This is a genomic window from Burkholderia sp. AU38729 (assembly GCF_020419725.1).
Taxonomy (GTDB): domain Bacteria; phylum Pseudomonadota; class Gammaproteobacteria; order Burkholderiales; family Burkholderiaceae; genus Burkholderia.
Window position 1 is genome coordinate 170,881 of sequence record NZ_JAIZQO010000003.1, and the last position, 19,278, is coordinate 190,158.

The following is a 19,278-nucleotide window of genomic DNA, read 5'->3' on the forward strand; positions in this document are numbered from 1 at the left end:
TAACGGCGGCGTTCCGGTTGCCGTAGCGGGGCCGCACCGGCGGCCCCTTGGCGGTCATGATGCAGGTTACGCGTCACCTTCCGGCGTGGCCGGGCGCGCCTTCACGCTGCCGGCGATCAGGTCGAAGCGGAACAGCCGGCATTCGAGCGCGCCGTTGAACAGCGGCGTCTTCGCCGATTCGCGCAGCCGCAGCTGGCCCGGCAGCGAACGGTCGGATGTGAGCAGGAACGCCTGCCAGCCCGTGAAGCGCTGCTTCAGCGCATCGCCGAGCGCGTTGAAGAACTCGCTGTCGGGGGCGTCGGTGTGGGTGCGGCGGAAGGCGTCGTCGTTGCCGCGGTTGCGGCCCGTCTCGCGCACCTCGCCGCGCGCGCTGCGGCCGCGCACCTCGATCCGCTCGCCGTACGGCGGGTTCGCGAGGATGATGCCCGGGCCGTCGCACGGCGGCGTCATTCCGCGCGCGTCGACCTGCTTGAGCCATACCGACGGCACGCCCGCACGCTCGAGGTTCGCGCGCGCCTTCTCGAGCATGTCGCCGGAGATGTCGCTGCCGTACACGCCGAGCGCTTCGCCGCGTTTGCCGCGCGCCGCGCGCTTCGCGTCCAGCGCCGGGACCTTCAGCCCCTGCCACGCGGTGATGTCGTACTGCTTGAGCTTCTCGAAGCCGAACCGGCGCTCGACGCCCGGCGCCACGCCGAGTGCGATCTGCGCGGCTTCCGCGAGGAACGTGCCGCTGCCGCACATCGGGTCGTACAGCGCCGTGCCGGGCGTCCAGCCCGTCAGGCGCAGGATGCCGGCCGCGAGGTTCTCGCGCAGCGGCGCCGCGCCCTTGTCGAGACGCCAGCCGCGCTTGAACAGCGGCTCGCCCGACGTGTCGAGATACAGCGTGCACTCGTTGACGGTCAGGAACGCGAATACGCGCACGTCCGGCGCACCGGTGTCGATGCTCGGGCGCGAGCCGGTTTTCTCGCGCATCCGGTCGCAGATCGCATCCTTCACGCGCAGCGTCGTGAATTCGAGGCTTTTCAGCGGCGACTTGATCGCGGTGATGTCGATGCGCAGTGTTTGCGTCGACGCGAACCAGCGTTCCCACGGCTGCTCGAGCGCGAGCGCGTAGACGTCCTGTTCGTTGCGGTACGGGCCGTGTGCGATCTTCAGCAGGATCCGGCTCGCGATCCGCGAATGGAGGTTCGCGGCCATGCCGGCGGCCCAGCCGCCGCTGAAGTGGACGCCGCCCGGCACCTGCGCGCCCGCGGTGAACGGCGCGCCGTTCAGGTGGCGGCCGGCGATTTCGGCCAGCTCGGCGGCAAGCGCCGCTTCGAGGCCGCGCGGGCAGGGGGCGAAGAATTCGTACAGGGTGGGCGAGGACATAAGGCGGGTGAGGACGTGCAAAAGTCCACTATTGTACGCGGCGCGGGCGGCCGGGGCCGGCGTTGCGTCGCCTTTCGGTGCCGCGGCGCGGGCCGGGGGCGCCGCGCAGGCGTGCCGGCAGGCCGCGCGGCGGCGCCCGGACGGGCACCGCCATGCCGCCGCGGGCTCAGTGCGAGCCCGGCTGGCCGGCGCGCGCGGCTGGGCTGCTGCCCGGCCAGAACAGCGCGAGCGGATTCGACAGCACCGTGCGGACGATCGCGGCGACGAGCGCGCGCACCTTGGTCCGGCGCAGGCTGCGCGAGCGCACGGCCATCGTGAACGCGAGCGCGAAGCTCACGAGCACGTTGAGGATTGCCATGCTGAGCACGCCGGCGCCGGCCCACCACAGCTCGGGCGTGCCGAGCGTGTCCTTGCCCAGCACGCCGAGCGCGATGCCGATCGAGCCGGCCGACAGCGTCACGTGCCGCACCTCGAACGGGAACATGAACACGGTGACGATCGCCGGAACGAGGCCGAGCATCAGGCCGAGCCCGACGTTCGCGACCACGCCGGCCACGTTCGACCGGCAGAAGTGCGCGAGCTTCGCGGCACCGGCCTGACCGAGCGTGAGGCGCAGCCGGCGGTTGTACGTGAGCGCGTCGCCGACCCGGTGCAGCACGAACCAGTTGTCGGCCCAGCCCGCGAGCAGGCTCGACGCCCACAGCAGCACGCCGGTCAGCGCCGCGTAGAGCGGCGTCGGGCCGAGCAGCGAGAACGAGTGCAGGGTCGCGTGCGCCTTCTCCGGCGAGATCAGGTTCGCGTGCATCACGTTGCCCGCGAACAGCTGCACCAGCAGGCACACGGGCAGCACGACGAGTACGTTGCCGGAAATCGCGGCGGCCTGCGTGCGGATCAGCGCGATCACCGACGCGACGAACGCCTTCACGCCTTCCTCGTGGCCGGTGTCGTCGAGCTCGCGCGCGAGGGTCGGCGCGGTCATCGCGGGCTGCTTGGTCGCGAGCGTGAAGTGCAGGAAGTGCATCAGCATGAAGCTGGCCGCGTAGTTGACGCCCGCGAGCAGCCCTTCGAGCATCGACTGCAGGTGCGCGCCCGTGATCGCGAACTTCACGCACACGGTCACGACCGTGACGAGGCCGCCGCCCGCGGCCATCCGCAGCATCTTCAGGTACTCGGCGCGGCCGCGCGAGATGTAGTGCTCGCCGGTGTCCGCGTTGGTCTCGACGAGCTTGCGCGCGAACAGCGAGAAGTTGCTGCGCACGAGGTGCGACACGCTCTGGCTGTTGTGGTTCGCGTCGACGAGCTCGGCCGTCAGGTGCGCCATGCCGTGCAGGTCGTCGCGCGCCATCCACGCGTTCAGCAGCATCTCGGCGCGCACGATGCGCATGCGCATCCGTTCGACCTGGAACACGATGTCGACCGACACGCCGTTGCGGTACAGGTGCGAGAACACGTCGTCGACCGCGATCCGGCATTCGTCGAGCAGCACGCGCAGGTAGTTCACCTCGTGCAGCAATTTGCTCGGGTCGCCGCCGTCCTCGACGGCCGCGTGCGCGGTCTCGACCGCGAGCATCGCGCGCGTGAGGCGGTAGAACGGCTGCGTTTCGAGCGGCTTGCGCGCATCGTCGTCGGAGAGCCGGCTGCGCACCGTCTGCGACAGGCCGGTCGAGCTGATCTGGCAGGTCAGGTTGTGCAGCGCGGCCAGCAGGTCGCGCGAGAACGAGCCCGGCTCATGGCGCTCTTCGTCGGTGACGTCGAACGAGATCAGCTCGGCGAGGCGCGTGAGGAGATCGTCGGGCAGCGCGTCGATCCATTGCGCGTCTTCCGGCGTCGGGAACATCAGCGTGAACAGCGCGGACAACTCGCGGCGGTTCGGCGCGGGCGGGATCAGCGACGCGTCGATCCGCTCGAACAGCGCGCCGAAGAAGCCCGAGTGCACGGGCATGCCGGCGTCGCACAGGAGCGAGATGCCGTCGCACTCGCGCAGGATGCCGCGCAGGATGCGCGCGGCGTGGGTTTTCCACGCGGGATTGCGATCGAGCACGTGGAACAGGTAGCGCAACCGCGCATGGGCCGGATACGCGCGCGCATCGGCGTCGCGATCGGCCGGCGCGTCGAGCGCGGCCTGCATCGTGCCGGTGCGGCGCAGCCAGTGCGCGAGCTCGATCAGCCATTCGCTGCGCTCGGCGTACGACGCATCGGCGTCGGCGTGCGCGAGCAGCGCATCGAGCTGGTGACCGGCATTGCGCGACGCGCGCCACTTCTTGATCAGGGTCGTCAGGGAACGAAACATAAACGGAATAACGAAAGCCCTCGGCGGGCGGGTTCGGGATGCCGGCCGGGGAAACGGCGCGGCGCCGGGGAGAACGGGTGAGACGGGGCCGGTTGCCGGACGATGCGCGGCGACCCGCGATGCGGCTGCCCCGCTGCGGTGCAAACCGATCGCGTGCAGGCGCCGGGAGGCACGGCGGTCGGGCCGAACACGGCCCGGCGCCGCTGGCTGGCGCGCACGACGAACGGCGCGAGCCGGAAAGTGCGTAGGATCGTCAATCGGGCCGGAAAACGCAAGCCGACCGTATCGCATGGCGCCGGTTCCGGCCGACTTTGACAAACAATGCAAAGAGGCCGTTTGGCCGATGAGCGTGACGGGAGGCGGGCGGCGCCGCAACGCCGACGGCGGCCAGCGCGTCGTCGACGATCCCGGTCACGCCGCCCGAACCCGCGCTGGCGAGCACGCCGTCGAGCTCGCCAGCGCCCCGCCCGCTCAGGCGCCGGACTTGCCCGTCGCGCCGGCGTCGCCGCCGGAGGTCGGGTTGGCCGGGCACGGCACGACCGGCGGGGCGGCCGTCTTGCTGCCGGCAGCGGGCGCCGTGGCAGTTGCGGCGCCGCGGCGCGCGGCCATCGCGCGCACGCCGGCCGCGGCTTGCGTGGCAATCACGTCGAGCGCGCGCCGGTGGCCGGCGACGAGCGCGTCGTAGCCGTCGGCGACCGGCTCCGCGACGCTCGTGCGGCAGGTCATCACGGCCTGCGTGGCGAGCGAGCGCACGCTCCATACGGCGTCGACCGCCGCGCGTTTGCCGGGCCACGACTCGAAGCGCTGCACGTTCACGCTGATCCGGTACACCGGCACGCCGGGCGGGGTCGCGGAATTCGCGACGTCGATCGTGCCGAGCTGCGCGGCGAGATCGTCCGACAGTGCGCGGCGGATCTCGTCGGCGGGCGGCGACGCCCAGCGTTCCTGCTCGAGCACGTCGACCTGCGCGGCGTTCTTCTGCACGACCAGCTGGTTCTTCGCGACCTGCTCGGGCACGCCGACGGCCGGCACCTCGATCAGGAACGCCGGGTTGGCCGGCGCGGTGCGCAGCGGCGCCGCGGCATCGGCGGGGCTGAGCGTGTAGAACCGCGCGGGCGGCGAGCTGCACGCGGCGAGCGCGAGGGCGGCGACAGCCGCCGCCGCGCCGCTCGCGAAACCGTTCACGCGTGTGGTCGTCATTGTTTATCTCCTGGCTTGCCCTTGAGCAGCGATTCGGGGTGGCGCTCCAGATAGTCGGCGAGCGCGTTCAGCGATTGCAGCGTGCGCGTGAGCTCCTTCAGCGCGCCGCGCACGTCGGACTGCAGCGGCGAATCCTGCTGCAGCGTCGCTTCGGCGGTCGAGAAGGTCTGCTTCGCGGCCGACAGCGTGTCGCGCGCTTCCGGCGCGACCTGCGTGTCGAGCTGCTTGAACAGCTTGTCGGCGTTCGCGAGCGCGCTGTTCAGGTTCGCGCCGATCTGGTCGAACGGCACCTTGTCGAGCTTCTTCGCGATGTCGGCGACCTGCAGCTGCAGCTCGTCGAGCGTGTTCGGCACGGTCGGCAGCTCGAGCGGCTGGCGCGTCGTGTCGATCTTCACGGCCGGCGCCTTCGGGAAGAAGTCGAGCGCGACGTACAGCTGGCTCGTCAGCAGGTTGCCGGTGCGCAGCTGGCCGCGCAGCCCGTGCTGGACGAGCCGCTCGACGATCTCGCGGCGGGCCGGTTCGCCCTTGCTCTCGATCGTTTCGCGGAAGCGGCGGCCGAGGCGTTCCGGATACACGTTGATCGTCACCGGCATCAGGAAGTTCTTCGTCTTCGGATCGAAGTCGATGCCGATGTTCGTCACTTCGCCGAGCACGATGCCGCGGAAGTCGACCGTCGCGCCGACCGCGAGCCCGCGCAGCGACTGGTTGAAGTTCATCACGACCTGCAGCGGCTGGCCGTCCGGGTCGCGCATCGCGTCGCCCTCGTCGGACGCGAGGCGGAACGTCGTGTTGTTCGGCGCCGTCGCGCCGGAGCCCTGGTTCGGCGGCGTCTGGAACGCGATGCCGCCGAGGATCACCGTCGCGAGCGACTGCGTGTTCAGCTTCAGGCCGCTCGAGTCGAGCCGCAGGTCCACGCCGCTTGCCTGCCACCAGCGCGAATTCACGCCGACGTACTGGTCGTACGGCGCATTGACGAACACGTTGAACGTGACGCCGGTGCCGTCCTTGTCGAGCGAGAAGCCGACCACCTGGCCGACCTGCACGCGGCGGTAGTAGACCGGCGAGCCGATGTCGACCGAGCCGAGCGAATCGCCGCGCAGCACGTACTGCGTGCCTTTCTGGTCGCCCGTGACGGCGGGCGGTGACTCGAGGCCGGTGAAGTCGGTCAGCGTATCCTCCGAGCGCCCGGCGTCCACGCCGATGTACGCACCCGACAGCAGCGTGCCGAGCCCCGACACGCCGGTCGCGCCGACGCGCGGCCGCACGATCCAGAAGCGCGAGCCCTTGACCGCGAAATCCTCCGCTTCCTTCTTGAGCTGCACCTGGACGAGCACGCGCGACAGGTCCTTCGACAGCTTGATCGTCTTGACCATGCCGATCTCGACGTCCTTGTACTTGACCTGGGTCTTGCCGGGCTCGAGCCCTTCGGCGCTGTGGAAGCTGATCGTGATTTCCGGGCCGCGTTCGCGCACGGACTTGATCACGAGGCCGATGCCGATCAGCGCGGCGATCAGCGGCACGAGCCAGACGAGCGACGGCAGCCAGCCGCTTTTCGTCGAGATCGTCGGATCGGGCGGCCGGGGCGCGTCGTGCTGCGGGCCTTGTGGACTATTCATGGTGATTCCCTGAGGTTTCGACTGGATCCCAGATCAGGCGGGGATCGAACTGCATCGATGCGAGCATCGTCAGGATCACGACGGAGCCGAACGCGAGCGCGCCGGGGCCGGCCGTGATGATGGCGAGCGAACGAAAATGGACGAGCGCGACGGTCAGCGTCACGACGAAGATGTCGAGCATCGACCAGCGGCCGATGCGTTCGACGATCCGGAACAGGCGCGTGCGTTGCAGCGGCCGCCAGGCGGCGCGGCGCTGCGCGCTGATCACGAGGATCAGCAGCACGCCGAGCTTGAGCATCGGCACGAGGATGCTCGCGACGAACACGACGACGGCAAGCGGCCAGTCGCCCGAGACCCAGAAATAGATCACGCCGCTCATGATCGTGTCTTCCTGCGAGCCGACGATCGACGCGGTGCGCATGATCGGCAGCAGGTTCGCGGGAATGTAGAGGATCGCGGCGGCGAGCAGCAGCGCCCACGTGCGCATCACGCTGTTCGGCGTGCGGAAATGCAGCGCGCTGCCGCAGCGCGCGCAGTGTGCGTGCGGATGGTCGAGCGTCTGCACGAGGCCGCATGCGTGGCAGCTGGCATAGCCCTCGCGGGCGGCGGTCGGGATCGTCATCGGCGGGCGGCTTCCGGCAGCGGGGCGGCATCGTCGGGCTGTCCGGGCGAGCGGCCGGCGCGCAGGTCGTCGGCGATGTCCCACAGCGTGCGCGGATCGAACATCAGCACGACGGCGATCATCAGCGTGAGCGCGGCGAACGCGAACAGCGCGGCCTCGGGAACGACTCTTGCAAGACTCACCATCTTCACGATCGTGACGAGGATGCCGAGCATGAACACCTCGATCATGCCCCACGGCCGCACGAGCTCGATCGCGCGCAGCACCAGGTTGAAGCCGGGCGGTACGACGCCGCGCCGGATCGGCAGCAGCAGGTACAGCAGCGCGGCCATCTCGACGAGCGGGAACAGCACGGTCGAGCAGAACACCATCACGCCGACGATCGCCATGTCCTGGTGCCACAGCGAATCGATCGCGCCGATCAGCGTGGTCTGCACGCGGTTGCCGTTCACGTCCATTTCGAGGATCGGGAACGCCTGCGCGATCGAGAACGTGATCAGCGCCGCGAGCGCGAGCGCGCAGATCCGCTCGATCTGCGCGGTGCTGTTGCGATAGAGCAGCGCATCGCAGCGCGGGCAGCGCGCGATTTCACGTCCGCTCAGGCGCGGTTTGTGCAACAGTGCGTCGCACTCGTGGCAGGCAATCAGGTCGTTTCGTTGCATGGAAAAGGCAGTGGTGCGACGGCTGGGGAGACGCGTCGACGGGGCCGGAACCCGCGCCAATCTTACCAAAAGGCCTTTTTCGGCGTGTCGACGATCGCGGGTTCGGTGACCGATCGGTAACATGACAGGAAGCTGTCAGCCGGCTGGCGGGCCTGTCTTCAGAGTCCGCGCGCGTCAAAAGGTTGCGGTAGCATGGCGCCCTTGACAAGCGTCGGACGAATTTCCGACGCGGCCGTTCGCTGAACTGAGGAATCCAAGATGGCATCGAAATCGCTGCCGGCCACGCCGGTACGCTATACGCAGACGGCGATCGCGCTGCACTGGCTGATCGCGCTGCTGATCGTCTGCGCGTTCGCGCTGGGCTGGGTGATGACCGACATCCCCGGCTTCACGCCGACCAAGCTGAAGTACTTCTCGTGGCACAAGTGGATGGGCGTGACGATATTCGCGCTGGTCGTCGTCCGCGTGCTGTGGCGGGCGACCCACGTGCCGCCGGCGCTGCCGGGCGGCACGCCCGCGTGGCAGCGCGCGGCGTCGCACGGCGTGCACATCCTGCTGTACCTGCTGATGATCGTGATACCGGTGACGGGCTACCTGTACAGCTCGGCGGCGAACATCCCGGTGGTCTACCTCGGCATCGTGCCGCTGCCGCGGCTGATCGACCCCGATCCGGTGCTGAAGGAAACCTTCAAGACGCTTCACGTGTCATTGAATTACATTCTGCTTGCGCTCGTTTCGCTGCACGTGGTCGCGGCGCTCAAGCACCAGTTGTTGGACCGCGACGGCCTGCTGTCGCGGATGCTCCCCTTTGCCAAATGAAGGATCCCATGAAAGTGTCTTTCTCCCGCTCCATGCTGACCGCGTTCGCCGCGGTGTCACTTGTCGCGTCGGGCGCGGCGCTCGCCGACGTCGATCTCGCGAAGAGCAAGGTGTCCGCCGTGTCGAAGCAGATGAACGTGCCGACCGAAGGCGCGTTCAAGAAGTTTTCCGCGCAGGTGAAGTTCGACCCGGCGAAAGCCGCGCAGGGCAGCGCCCAGATGACGATCGACGTCGCGAGCTATGACCTCGGCGACAAGATGTACAACGACCAGGTCGCCGGCAAGGACTGGTTCGACGCGAAGGCGTATCCGCAGGCCACGTTCGTGTCGTCGGCGATCGCGCCGGCGGGCGGCAACAAGTACAACGTCACCGGCAAGCTGACGATCAAGGGCAAGTCCGAGAACGTCACGGTGCCCGTCACGGTCACGCAGAGCGGCGCGACGCAGACCTTCGACGGCGTGCTGCCGATCAAGCGCTCGGCGTTCAACGTCGGCACCGGCGAGTGGAAGGACACGTCGGTCGTCGCGGACGAAGTGCAGATCAAGTTCCATCTCGTCGCCACCAAGTAAGCGGCGGACTGTCGCCTCACCCGAATGCCGCGCGAGGGCGCGGCGCCGTTCCAAGGAGAAAAGGTTTGAAAAAGCAACTGATCATCGCCGCAGGCGCGCTGGCAGCGTCGCTGTCGTTCTCGGCATTCGCCGAAAGCGTCACGTACCAGTTCGACCCGAGCCACACGTACCCGAGCTTCGAGGCTGACCACATGGGCGGCCTGTCGGTCTGGCGCGGCAAGTTCGACAAGTCGAGCGGCACCGTGACGCTCGACCGCGCGGCGAAGACCGGTACGGTCGACGTGACGACCGACATCGCGTCGATCCACACCGGCAGCACGAAGCTCGACGAGCATCTGCAGACGGCCGAGTTCTTCGACGTCGCCAAGTTCCCGCAGGCGAACTACAAGGGCGCGATCAAGTTCGACGGCGACAAGCCTGTGTCGGTGGTCGGCAACCTGACGCTGCATGGCGTAACGAAGCCGGTGACGCTGAAGATCGATTCGTTCAAGTGCATGCCGCACCCGATGCTCAAGCGTGAAGTGTGCGGCGTCGACGCGGTCGGCGAATTCGACCGCAGCGATTTCGGCCTCGACTACGGCAAGCAGTACGGCTTCAAGATGAAGACGAAGCTGCTGATCACGGCCGAAGCGCTCAAGCAGCAGTAAGCCCGCCGGTCGGGCCGGCCTTCGCGCCGGCCCGTCGCGAGCCCGCCGCCGCGTTCCCGTCAGGGGGCGCGGCGGTTTCTATTTACGCGCCTATAATCGCCCGAGCGCCGTACCCGGCGCCGGGCAGGCCGACGGCGCGCGAGCGGCCGCCTCGAACAGAACGTACAACGACAAGGAGATCGCCGATGCATGCCGTCACGCAGTCCCGTTCCATTGCCTCGTCGCCGCGCGTGTGGCGCGCGGTGGTCGCCGCGTCGATCGGCAATGCGCTCGAGTGGTTCGACCTCGTCGTCTACGGCTTCTTCGCGGTGACGATCTCGAAGCTGTTCTTTCCGGCCGGCAACGACACCGTGTCGCTGCTGCTCACGCTCGGCACGTTCGGCGTGTCGTTCTTCATGCGCCCGCTCGGCGCGATCGTGCTCGGCGCGTATGCCGACCGCGCCGGCCGCAAGGCCGCCCTCACGCTGTCGATCCTGCTGATGATGGGCGGCACGCTGATCATCGCGGTGCTGCCGACCTACGAGACGATCGGCGTCGCGGCGCCGGTGATCCTCGTCGCCGCGCGGCTGATGCAGGGTTTCTCCGCCGGCGGCGAGTTCGGCAGCGCGACCGCGTTCCTCGCCGAGCACGTGCCGGGCCGGCGCGGCTTCTTCGCGAGCTGGCAGGTCGCGAGCCAGGGGCTCACGACGCTGCTCGCCGCCGGCTTCGGCACCGTGCTGAACGCGCAGCTCACGGCCGCGCAGATGGCGTCGTGGGGCTGGCGCGTGCCGTTCTTCTTCGGCCTGCTGCTCGGGCCGGTTGCGTACTACATCCGCACGAAGGTCGACGAGACCCCCGAATTCCTCGCGGCGGAAGGCACCGCGAACCCGCTGCGCGACACGTTCGCGTCGCACAAGGCGCGCCTCGTCGCCGCGATGGGCGTGGTCGTGCTCGGCACGGTCGCGACCTATCTCGTGCTGTTCATGCCGACCTACGGCGTGAAGCAGCTCGGCCTCGCGCCGTCGGCCGCGTTCGCGGCGATCCTGGTGGTCGGCGTGATCCAGATGGCGTTCGCGCCGCTCGTCGGCCACTGGTCGGACACCTACGGCCGCGTGCGCGTGATGATTGCGCCGGCCATCGGCATCCTCGTGCTGATCTATCCGGCGTTCGCGTACCTGGTCGCGCATCCGGGCTTCGGCACGCTGATCGCGCTGCAGGTGCTGCTCGCGTTCCTGATGACGGGCTACTTCGCGGCGCTGCCGGGTTTGCTGTCGGAAGTGTTTCCGGTGCAGACGCGCACGACCGGGATGTCGCTCGCGTACAACGTCGCGGTGACGATCTTCGGCGGCTTCGGGCCGTTCATCATCGCGTGGCTGATCAAGGCGACCGGAATGAAGACCGCGCCGAGCTTCTACCTGATGTTCGCGGCCGTGCTGAGCCTCGTGGCGCTGGTCGTGCTGCGCAAGCGGTTCGGGTTCCGGTAACGGGACGGGCGGCGCGTATCAGTTGCCGGCGCGCTCGCACACCGGTTGCGCGGGCATCAGCTGCGGTTTGGCTTCGACGGTCCGCACCGGGCGCCCGGCGAGCGCCGCCAGCGCCTGACCGAGCTGCCAGTCGGTGGCCGTGCCGAACTCGCGCTGCGGCAGCGCCGCGCTCTTCGCCGTATCGATCTTCGCGAGCGCCCGCTGCTCGCGCAGCGTCTGCCGTTCCTTGCGCACCTTCGCGAACGGATCGGGCGCCAGCCGGTCCGCATACGGCGCGCGGGCGAGATCGGCTTCCCGGTACCACAGCAGCACGCCGTCGACGTCCGAGTCGCGGCGCGGCGGCACGAGCCAGTCCGGCACGACGCCGTAGCCGTCCATCGGGCAGCCGTTCGGCCGCAGGTTGCGCGCGTACGTGAAATTCAGACGCGTGCCGTCGATCAGGTCGACACCCGTCTGCGCAAGCCCCTTCCCGTAGGTCGGCATGCCGAGCAGCTTCGCGCGGCCGAGATCCTTCAGCGCCGCCGCGGTCGCTTCGGCGGCCGACGCGCTCTGTCCGTCGACGAGCACGACGAGCGGCACGGTGCGCCACCAGTCGTCGGCCTGCAGCGGCGCGAGCGGATCCTGGCCGTGCATGACCGGCAATGCGTAGTCGGGCCAGTTGGTCGTGTAGCGGCGGCGGTTGGCGTCGCCGCGCTCGACCGTCACCATCGCGGTGCGGTCGCGGCCCGCGAACAGCGCGGTGATGCCGATCGCCGCATTGAGCGCGCCGCCGCCGTTGATGCGCAGGTCGAGGATCACGCCTTTCACCGCCGGCCCCGCGCGGCGCGCGGCCTGCACCGCGTCGATGTAGTCGCCGACCGCCGGTTCGGGGAAGCTCGACAGCCGCGTGTACAGGATGTCGCCGTCGAGGCGTTTCGCGATCGCCGGATGGGGCTTGAGGATCGTCCGCACGGGCGCGAAGCTCAGCACCGCGTGCGACGGGCCGCGCCGGACCGTGAGTTTCAGCGGCACGCCTGCGTCGCCTTTGGCGAGTCTGGTCAGGTCGGCCGGGTCGATGCCGACGACGCTCGTATCGTTCATCGCGACGACGAGATCGTCGGGGCGCACGCCGACCTTTTCCGCGGGCGCGTCGGGAATCACGTCGACGATGTGCAGCCCGTCGGGCCGCGTCTCGAACACGATGCCGATGCCGGGCGTGCCGTCGCGCGCGCGCCGTTCGTCGTCGCGCCGCTCCTGCTCCTCCTTCGCGTCGAAGAAACGTGCGTACGGCAGCGTCTTGATTCCCGCGTGGGTCGTTGCGTCGAGCAGTGCGCCGATGTCGACGTCGGTCAGGTGCTGCCGCTTCAGGATTTCCACCGCTGCCTTGAGCTCGCAGATCTGCGGCTCCCAGTCGGGCGGGCAGGGCGAGGGCGGCTGGGCGGCGGCGGGCGAAGCGGCAGAAGCGGCAGAAGCGGCAGAAGGGGCAGAAGGGGCAGAAGGGGCAGAAGGGGCAGAAGGGGCAGAAGGGGCAGAAGGGGCAGAAGGGGCAGAAGCGAGCGGGGTGGACGCCGGCTGTTGCGCACCGACGGATGACGCGCACGGCAGGAGCGCGGCCGTGACGGCGGCGCAAACGGCAAGGCGAAGCACGACACGCGTGGGAGGCATCATCGGGACCGCACGTTTGAACGGAGGGCGAAGGCGCTGTCCCGCTGACGCACGGCCGGCGGGTGGGCGCGGCGGGACGGTCACGATTGTAGCCGACGTGCGTGACCGGGCAGGGCGAGCGGGCGGCGCGATGCGCGGCGGTGGCGCGGGCATGAAAAAGCCGGCCCAACCGGGCCGGCTTTTCGTCTGTGCCGAAGCAGCGTGGCGCTTAAACCTGCGCGCCTGCGTTCGGATCGTCCGGATCGTGCGCGGACTTCTTTTCCTTGATCAGGTCTTCACGCTTGATGCCGAGCCACATCGCGAGCGAGCCCGCGACGAACACCGACGAGTAGATGCCGAACATGATGCCGACCGTCAGCGCGAGTGCGAAGTAGTGCAGCGTCGGGCCGCCGAAGAAGAACATCGACAGCACCATCATTTCGGTCGACGTGTGCGTGATGATCGTGCGCGACATCGTGGTCGTGATCGCGTGGTTGATCACTTCCTGCACGCTCATCTTGCGTTCGCGGCGGAACGTTTCGCGGATCCGGTCGAAGATGACGACCGACTCGTTGACCGAGTAGCCGAGCACCGCGAGGATCGCCGCGAGCACCGCCAGCGAGAACTCCCACTGGAAGAACGCGAAGAAGCCGAGAATGATCACGATGTCGTGCAGGTTGGCGATGATGCCGGCCACCGCGTACTTCCACTCGAAGCGGAACGACAGGTAGATCACGATGCCGATCACGACGCACGCGAGCGCGAGCAGGCCGTCGGTCGCGAGTTCCCGGCCGACCTGCGGGCCGACGAACTCGACGCGCTGCAGCGTGACGTCCGGGTTCTGCGCCTTCAGCGCGCCCATCACCTGGTCGCTCTGCTGCGCGGACGTGAGGCCTTCCTTCAGCTGCAGGCGGATCAGCACGTTGCGCGACGTGCCGAAGTTCTGCACCTGCGCGTCGGCGTAGCCGAGCTTGCCGAGCGTCGCGCGCACCGGTTCGAGTTCAGCGGCCTGCTGGTACTGCACCTCGATCACCGTCCCGCCGGTGAATTCGACGGACAGGTGCAGCCCGCGGTGGAACAGGAAGAACACGGCGGCGAGGAACGTGACCAGCGAGATCACGTTGAACACCAGCGCGTGCCGCATGAACGGAATGTCTTTACGGATGCGGAAAAATTCCATGGTCTTCTCCGGGGCCTTATTGGGTCGAGCCCGGTTTCTTCGGCGACACGCCCTGCTGCGCGCGATTGCGCAGCTGCGGCTTGCCGGCGCGCGGCGCGTTGCCCTTCGCGGGGGCGGCGAGCTTCGCGGCGCGTGCGGTGTCGGTCGATTCGTCGGCGTCGGTGAACGACGCGGCGGCAGCGGCGCCTTCCGGCTTCCACACCTGGCCGATCGCGAGCGACTTCAGCTTCTTGCGGCCGCCGTACCAGAGGTTGACGATCCCGCGCGAGAAGAACACCGCGGAGAACATCGACGTCAGGATACCGAGGCAGTGCACGATCGCGAACGCGCGAACCGGGCCCGAGCCGAACGCGAGCAGCGCGAGGCCGGCGATCAGCGTCGTGACGTTCGAGTCGAGAATCGTCGCCCACGCATGCGCGTAGCCGGCCTGGATGGCGGTCTGCGGCGGCTGGCCGGCGCGCAGTTCTTCACGCACGCGCTCGTTGATCAGCACGTTCGCGTCGATCGCCATACCGAGCGCGAGCGCGATGGCGGCGATGCCGGGCAGCGTCAGCGTCGCCTGCATCAGCGACAGCACGGCGACGAGCAGCAGCAGGTTCACCGACAGGCCGATCACCGAGATCACGCCGAACAGCATGTAGTACGCGATCATGAACACGGCGATCGCGCAGAAGCCCCAGATCACCGAGTGGATGCCCATCTTGATGTTGTCGGCGCCGAGGCTCGGGCCGATCGTGCGTTCCTCGATGATGTCCATCGGCGCGGCGAGCGAACCGGCGCGCAGCAGCAGCGCGAGGTCGGCCGCGGCCTGCGGCGTCGGCTGGCCGGTGATCTGGAAGCGGTCGCCGAGTTCCGACTGGATCGTCGCGACCGTCAGCACTTCGCCCTTGCCCTTCTCGAACAGCACCATCGCCATCGGCTTGCCGATGTTCTCGCGCGAGACCGCGCGCACCGAGCGGCCACCCGCCGAATCGAGGCGGATGTTGACCGACGGACGCTGGTGATCGTCGAAGCCGGCCGATGCATCGATGATGCGGTCGCCCGTGAAGATCACGTCCTTCTTCAGCAGCACCGGCGCCTGGTTGCCCTGCGTGAACAGCTCTTCACCCGGCGGCACCGGGTCGTTCGGGTTCGGGTGCGTGTTGATCGGATCGGCGAGGCGCGCTTCGAGCGTCGCGGTGCGGCCGATGATGTCCTTCGCCTTCGCGGTGTCCTGCACGCCCGGCAGCTCGACGACGATGCGGTCGCTACCTTGCTGCTGCAGGATCGGCTCGGACACGCCGAGTTCGTTCACGCGGTTGTGGAGCGTCGTCAGGTTCTGCTTGAGCGCGGCGTCCTCGACGGACTTCTGCACGGCCGGCGTGAACGTGCCGACGACCTGCGTGCCGCCGCCGCCGGGCTGGGTAGCCCATTGCAGTTCGGTGATCGACTGCGCGAGCAGCTTGCGGGCGTCTTCCGCCGTCTGTGCATCGCTGAAGTTGACGACCACGGACTGGTCGACGCGGCTCACGCCGCCGTCGCGGATGTTCTTGTCGCGCAGCAGCGTGCGCGCGTCGGACGCGTCGGAATCGAGCTTCTTCGTCAGCGCGCCCGTCATGTCGACCTGGAGCAGGAAGTGGACGCCGCCACGCAGGTCGAGGCCGAGATACATCGGCAGCGCGTGCAGGGAGGTCAGCCAGCGCGGCGACGCGCTCTGCAGGTTCAGGGCGACGACGTACTGCGGATCGTTCGGGTCGGCGTTCAGCGATTTCTGCAGCAGGTCCTTGACGCGCAGCTGCGTATCGGTGTCCTTCAGGCGCACGCGGATGTTCGCGTTGGTCGCCGTGTTCTCGAAGGTGACGTCGTCCGGCGTGATCTGCGCGGAGGCGAGCGCCGATTCGACCTGGGTCAGCGTGGTCGAGTCGAGCTTGACCGTGGCCTTGCCGCTCGACACCTGCACCGCCGGCGATTCGCCGAAGAAGTTGGGCAATGTGTACAGAAGGCCGATGGCGAGCGCCACGACCATCACGACATATTTCCAGAGTGGATAACGATTCATGAGGGAGCCGAACGGGTGGTTGGCGTGAAAGCGTCGCGTCCGGCGCCGCGGCGGCCCGCTCTCTCAGGCGGGCACGGCGCGGGGAGCCGGACGCTCGGTGAAGGGCTTACAGCGACTTGATCGTGCCCTTCGGCAGAATGGTCGTGACCGCGGCCTTCTGCACGGTGATTTCGGTGCCTTCGGCGATTTCGACGCCGATGTAGCCTTCGGTGACCTTCGTCACCTTGCCCACGAGGCCGCCGCTCGTGACGACTTCGTCGCCCTTGGCCATGGCCGCGAGCATGTTGCGGTGCTCCTTCTGACGCTTCATCTGCGGACGGATCATGATGAAGTAGAGCACGGCAAACATCAGGATGAGCGGCAGGAAGCTCATCAGGCTCGATTCGGCGCCACCGGCACCTTGGGCGAACGCGTTGGAAATGAACGGCACGTTGGTCTCTCCGTAGGGGAAGATCGAAAAATAAGCCGGTTATTCTACCACCGGCCCCATGCGCAAACGGATCGGCAAATGCGCTTTCGGATCAAGCTGTTAAAGCGCGAACCGGTACCGTTGCGACTTGTATGGAAAGGAAATTGTAATGTTTGTCGGTTCCGAGCGGCAGTTGGGACGCGCTTGTTTAGGACGAGTCCCAACAGATTTTCGATCCGTTTAGTGCTTGTCTTATCAAGGGCGGCGCGACCGTCCGTCAGTCGACCCCTCTGGCCCGATCCTCCGCGAAGCGCTGGCGGAACGCGTCGAACGTGTGGGTCTCGATCGCTTCGCGGATCTCGCTCATGAGCTGCAGGTAGTAGTGCAGGTTGTGGATCGTGTTGAGCTGGGCACCGAGGATCTCGCCCACGCGGTGCAGGTGATGCAGGTAGCCGCGCGAGAAGTTCTGGCACGTGTAGCACGTGCAGCTCGCGTCGAGCGGCTTCAGCGAGTTCTTGTGCGTCGCGTTGCGGATCTTCACGTCGCCGAAGCGCGTGAACAGCCAGCCGTTGCGTGCGTTGCGGGTCGGCATTACGCAGTCGAACATGTCGACGCCGTTGGCGACGCCCTCGACCAGATCCTCCGGCGTGCCCACGCCCATCAGGTAGTGCGGCTTGTTGGCCGGCAGCTTCGGGCCGACGTGGCGCAGCACGCGCATCATGTCTTCCTTCGGCTCGCCCACCGACAGCCCGCCGATCGCGAGGCCGTGGAAGCCGAGTTCCGCGAGGCCCGCGAGCGATTCGTCGCGCAGGTCCTCGAACATCCCGCCCTGGACGATCCCGAACAGCGCGTTCGGGTTGCCGAGCCGGTTGAACTCGTCGAGCGAGCGCTTCGCCCAGCGCAGCGACATGCGCATCGAGTCGGCCGCTTCCTTGTGCGTGGTCGGCACGCCGTTGGTCGCATACGGCGTGCACTCGTCGAACTGCATCACGACGTCGGAGTTCAGCACCTTCTGGATCTGCATCGACACTTCCGGCGACAGGAACAGCTTGTCGCCGTTGATCGGCGACGCGAACGTGACGCCGTCCTCGGTGATCTTGCGCAGGTCGCCGAGCGAGAACACCTGGAAGCCGCCCGAGTCGGTCAGGATCGGCTTGTTCCAGCCCATGAAGGCGTGCAGGCCGCCGTGCGCGTCGATCGTGTCGAGGCCCGGGCGCAGCCACAGGTGGAACGTGTTGCCGAGGATGATCTGGGCCTTGATCTCGTGCAGCTCGCGCGGCTGGATCGCCTTCACGGTGCCGTACGTGCCGACCGGCATGAAGATCGGCGTCTCGACCACGCCGTGGTTGAGCTTCACGCGGCCGCGGCGCGCACGGCCGTCGGTCGTCAGCAGTTCGAATTCGAGCCCGTTCGCCGGGCGGTCCTGCACGGGGGCGTGCGTATCAGCGTGCGTATCGTGGGATGAACCTTCGGTCATCGCGTCATTCTCCTCGCTACCGGGCTGCTCTGCATGGGATCAGAGTAACCGCTAAAGCGCTAACTCTGGATCGCAAGTCCGGCGCATGTTGGAAACGCCGCCGGAAGCCGGCGGCGGGGAAGAAAACAGGTGCGCGCCATCGTAGCGCGTGCGGCGGGAAAACGGGGGCGCGACGGCCGCGCGGTGCGGGGGCCGTCGCGCATGCCGTGCTTACGCGCCCGCCGCCTCCGGCGTGTCGCGCTGCGTGAGCAGCATCGCATCGCCGTAGCTGAAGAAGCGGTAGCGCTCGTCGATCGCGTGCCGGTACGCGGCGCGGATCGTCTCCACGCCCGCGAACGCGGACACCAGCATCAGCAGCGTCGACTTCGGCAGGTGGAAGTTCGTGACGAGCCGGTCGACCACGCGGAAACGATAGCCGGGCGTGATGAAGATGTCGGTCTCGGCCTGCGTGGCCGCGAGCGGGCGGCCCGCTTCGTCGGCCGCGCGCGCCGCGGCTTCGAGCGCGCGCATCGACGTCGTGCCGACCGCGATCACGTTGCCGCCGCGCGCACGGGTCGCGGCGATCTTGTCGACGAGCGACTGCGGCAGGTCGTACCACTCGCTGTGCATCTTGTGCTCGGCGATGTTGTCGACGCGCACCGGCTGGAACGTGCCGGCGCCGACGTGCAGCGTCAGCGTCGCGCGCTCGACGCCCATCGCGTCGAGCCGGTCGAGCATCGGCTGGTCGAAGTGCAGCCCGGCCGTGGGCGCGGCGACCGCGCCCGGGTTGCTCGCGTAGACGGTCTGGTAGCGCGTCTCGTCGGTCGCATCCGGATCGTGCTCGATATAGGGCGGCAGCGGCAGGCGGCCGTATTGCTCGATCAGGTCGAGGCACGGCGCGGGGAAGTTCAGCGTGAAAAACGGATCGACGCGCTCGCCCACCGTCACGTCGAACGCATCGGCGAGCCGCAGCGTCGTGCCGGCGCCCGGCGACTTGCTCGCGCGGATCTGCGCGAGCGCCGTGTGCGTGCCGGTCACGCGCTCGATCAGCACCTCGATCTTGCCGCCGCTGGCCTTCTGGCCGAAGAAACGCGCCTTCAGCACCTTGGTATCGTTGAAGACGAGCAGGTCGCCGGCCGCGATGCACGATGGCAGCGCGGTGAAATGGCGGTCGACCAGGCGGGCGGGCGCGACGGTGCCGTCGACCTCGAGCAGGCGGCTCGCGGTGCGATCGGGCAGCGCGGTTTGTGCAATCAGCTCGGGAGGCAGATTGAAATCGAAATCGGAAAGCGTGAACATGCGGGCTGGTTCGAAGC

General features: G+C 68.2%; 16 protein-coding genes. 4 read left to right on the top strand and 12 right to left on the bottom strand.

Annotation, left to right across the window (positions count from 1 at the left end):
• Window positions 1-66: 66 nt before the first annotated feature.
• The 6 genes from LGM56_RS09725 to LGM56_RS09750 all read right to left on the bottom strand — a co-directional run bounded on the left by LGM56_RS09725 (window position 67) and on the right by LGM56_RS09750 (window position 7,758).
• Complete coding sequence (locus tag LGM56_RS09725; RefSeq protein WP_089444955.1) at window positions 67-1,368, bottom strand: THUMP domain-containing class I SAM-dependent RNA methyltransferase; 1,302 nt, start codon at window positions 1,366-1,368, stop codon at window positions 67-69.
• Window positions 1,369-1,534: 166 nt separating this feature from the next.
• Window positions 1,535-3,658: a site-specific recombinase gene (locus LGM56_RS09730; RefSeq protein ID WP_226204363.1), complete on the bottom strand. Its 2,124-nt coding sequence runs from the start codon at window positions 3,656-3,658 to the stop codon at window positions 1,535-1,537.
• Window positions 3,659-4,129: 471 nt separating this feature from the next.
• Window positions 4,130-4,858, bottom strand: a complete 729-nt coding sequence (locus tag LGM56_RS09735) for a membrane integrity-associated transporter subunit PqiC (protein ID WP_226204365.1) — start codon at window positions 4,856-4,858, stop codon at window positions 4,130-4,132.
• A complete protein-coding gene (locus LGM56_RS09740) occupies window positions 4,855-6,474 on the bottom strand; it encodes an intermembrane transport protein PqiB (protein WP_226204367.1) in 1,620 nt (539 codons plus the stop codon). The genes LGM56_RS09735 and LGM56_RS09740 overlap by 4 nt, the downstream gene beginning before the upstream one ends.
• A complete protein-coding gene (locus LGM56_RS09745) occupies window positions 6,467-7,096 on the bottom strand; it encodes a paraquat-inducible protein A (protein WP_089439255.1) in 630 nt (209 codons plus the stop codon). The genes LGM56_RS09740 and LGM56_RS09745 overlap by 8 nt, the downstream gene beginning before the upstream one ends.
• Window positions 7,093-7,758, bottom strand: coding sequence for a paraquat-inducible protein A (locus tag LGM56_RS09750; RefSeq protein ID WP_089494116.1), 666 nt, complete (start codon window positions 7,756-7,758; stop codon window positions 7,093-7,095). Before LGM56_RS09750 ends, LGM56_RS09745 begins: the two co-directional genes overlap by 4 nt.
• 258 nt (window positions 7,759-8,016) lie before the next feature.
• Between LGM56_RS09750 and LGM56_RS09755 the strand changes: the two genes are divergently transcribed.
• From LGM56_RS09755 to LGM56_RS09770, 4 genes are all read left to right on the top strand, one after another.
• Window positions 8,017-8,577 (top strand): cytochrome b, encoded by a 561-nt coding sequence (locus tag LGM56_RS09755; protein ID WP_089494117.1) that lies wholly within the window; start codon window positions 8,017-8,019, stop codon window positions 8,575-8,577.
• 8 nt (window positions 8,578-8,585) lie between these two features.
• Window positions 8,586-9,146, top strand: coding sequence for a YceI family protein (locus LGM56_RS09760; RefSeq protein ID WP_011350991.1), 561 nt, complete (start codon window positions 8,586-8,588; stop codon window positions 9,144-9,146).
• 65 nt (window positions 9,147-9,211) lie between these two features.
• Window positions 9,212-9,793, top strand: coding sequence for a YceI family protein (locus LGM56_RS09765; RefSeq protein ID WP_089439259.1), 582 nt, complete (start codon window positions 9,212-9,214; stop codon window positions 9,791-9,793).
• Between the two features lie 185 nt (window positions 9,794-9,978).
• Window positions 9,979-11,256: an MFS transporter gene (locus LGM56_RS09770; RefSeq protein WP_089424530.1), complete on the top strand. Its 1,278-nt coding sequence runs from the start codon at window positions 9,979-9,981 to the stop codon at window positions 11,254-11,256.
• 18 nt (window positions 11,257-11,274) lie between these two features.
• Here the strand turns inward: LGM56_RS09770 and LGM56_RS09775 are convergent, their stop codons facing one another.
• The 6 genes from LGM56_RS09775 to queA all read right to left on the bottom strand — a co-directional run bounded on the left by LGM56_RS09775 (window position 11,275) and on the right by queA (window position 19,261).
• The gene (locus tag LGM56_RS09775) at window positions 11,275-12,903 is read right to left on the bottom strand and encodes a S41 family peptidase (RefSeq protein ID WP_226204369.1); all 1,629 of its coding nucleotides are present in this window, start codon (window positions 12,901-12,903) and stop codon (window positions 11,275-11,277) included.
• Between the two features lie 205 nt (window positions 12,904-13,108).
• Entirely contained in the window at window positions 13,109-14,059 is a 951-nt protein-coding gene (gene secF, locus LGM56_RS09780) for a protein translocase subunit SecF (RefSeq protein ID WP_089424532.1), read from the bottom strand.
• A gap of 16 nt (window positions 14,060-14,075) precedes the next feature.
• Entirely contained in the window at window positions 14,076-16,097 is a 2,022-nt protein-coding gene (gene secD, locus LGM56_RS09785) for a protein translocase subunit SecD (RefSeq protein ID WP_226204371.1), read from the bottom strand.
• 106 nt (window positions 16,098-16,203) lie between these two features.
• The gene (gene yajC / locus LGM56_RS09790; RefSeq protein WP_006476868.1) at window positions 16,204-16,527 is read right to left on the bottom strand and encodes a preprotein translocase subunit YajC; all 324 of its coding nucleotides are present in this window, start codon (window positions 16,525-16,527) and stop codon (window positions 16,204-16,206) included.
• A gap of 256 nt (window positions 16,528-16,783) precedes the next feature.
• On the bottom strand, window positions 16,784-17,983 hold the full coding sequence (tgt, locus tag LGM56_RS09795; RefSeq protein WP_226204373.1) for a tRNA guanosine(34) transglycosylase Tgt: 1,200 nt from the start codon (window positions 17,981-17,983) through the stop codon (window positions 16,784-16,786).
• A 210-nt stretch (window positions 17,984-18,193) separates the two neighbouring features.
• Window positions 18,194-19,261, bottom strand: a complete 1,068-nt coding sequence (gene queA, locus LGM56_RS09800; protein ID WP_226204375.1) for a tRNA preQ1(34) S-adenosylmethionine ribosyltransferase-isomerase QueA — start codon at window positions 19,259-19,261, stop codon at window positions 18,194-18,196.
• Between the last annotated feature and the right edge of the window lie 17 nt (window positions 19,262-19,278).

Coding starts and splice junctions, on each gene's coding strand:
- secD (WP_226204371.1), bottom strand. CDS start 16,097: ATGAATCGTTATCCACTCTGGAAATATGTCGTGATGGTCGTGGCGCTC.
- LGM56_RS09775 (WP_226204369.1), bottom strand. CDS start 12,903: ATGATGCCTCCCACGCGTGTCGTGCTTCGCCTTGCCGTTTGCGCCGCC.
- tgt (WP_226204373.1), bottom strand. CDS start 17,983: ATGACCGAAGGTTCATCCCACGATACGCACGCTGATACGCACGCCCCC.
- LGM56_RS09750 (WP_089494116.1), bottom strand. CDS start 7,758: ATGCAACGAAACGACCTGATTGCCTGCCACGAGTGCGACGCACTGTTG.
- LGM56_RS09740 (WP_226204367.1), bottom strand. CDS start 6,474: ATGAATAGTCCACAAGGCCCGCAGCACGACGCGCCCCGGCCGCCCGAT.
- LGM56_RS09755 (WP_089494117.1), top strand. CDS start 8,017: ATGGCATCGAAATCGCTGCCGGCCACGCCGGTACGCTATACGCAGACG.
- LGM56_RS09770 (WP_089424530.1), top strand. CDS start 9,979: ATGCATGCCGTCACGCAGTCCCGTTCCATTGCCTCGTCGCCGCGCGTG.
- secF (WP_089424532.1), bottom strand. CDS start 14,059: ATGGAATTTTTCCGCATCCGTAAAGACATTCCGTTCATGCGGCACGCG.
- LGM56_RS09760 (WP_011350991.1), top strand. CDS start 8,586: ATGAAAGTGTCTTTCTCCCGCTCCATGCTGACCGCGTTCGCCGCGGTG.
- LGM56_RS09725 (WP_089444955.1), bottom strand. CDS start 1,368: ATGTCCTCGCCCACCCTGTACGAATTCTTCGCCCCCTGCCCGCGCGGC.
- LGM56_RS09745 (WP_089439255.1), bottom strand. CDS start 7,096: ATGACGATCCCGACCGCCGCCCGCGAGGGCTATGCCAGCTGCCACGCA.
- queA (WP_226204375.1), bottom strand. CDS start 19,261: ATGTTCACGCTTTCCGATTTCGATTTCAATCTGCCTCCCGAGCTGATT.
- LGM56_RS09735 (WP_226204365.1), bottom strand. CDS start 4,858: ATGACGACCACACGCGTGAACGGTTTCGCGAGCGGCGCGGCGGCGGCT.
- LGM56_RS09730 (WP_226204363.1), bottom strand. CDS start 3,658: ATGTTTCGTTCCCTGACGACCCTGATCAAGAAGTGGCGCGCGTCGCGC.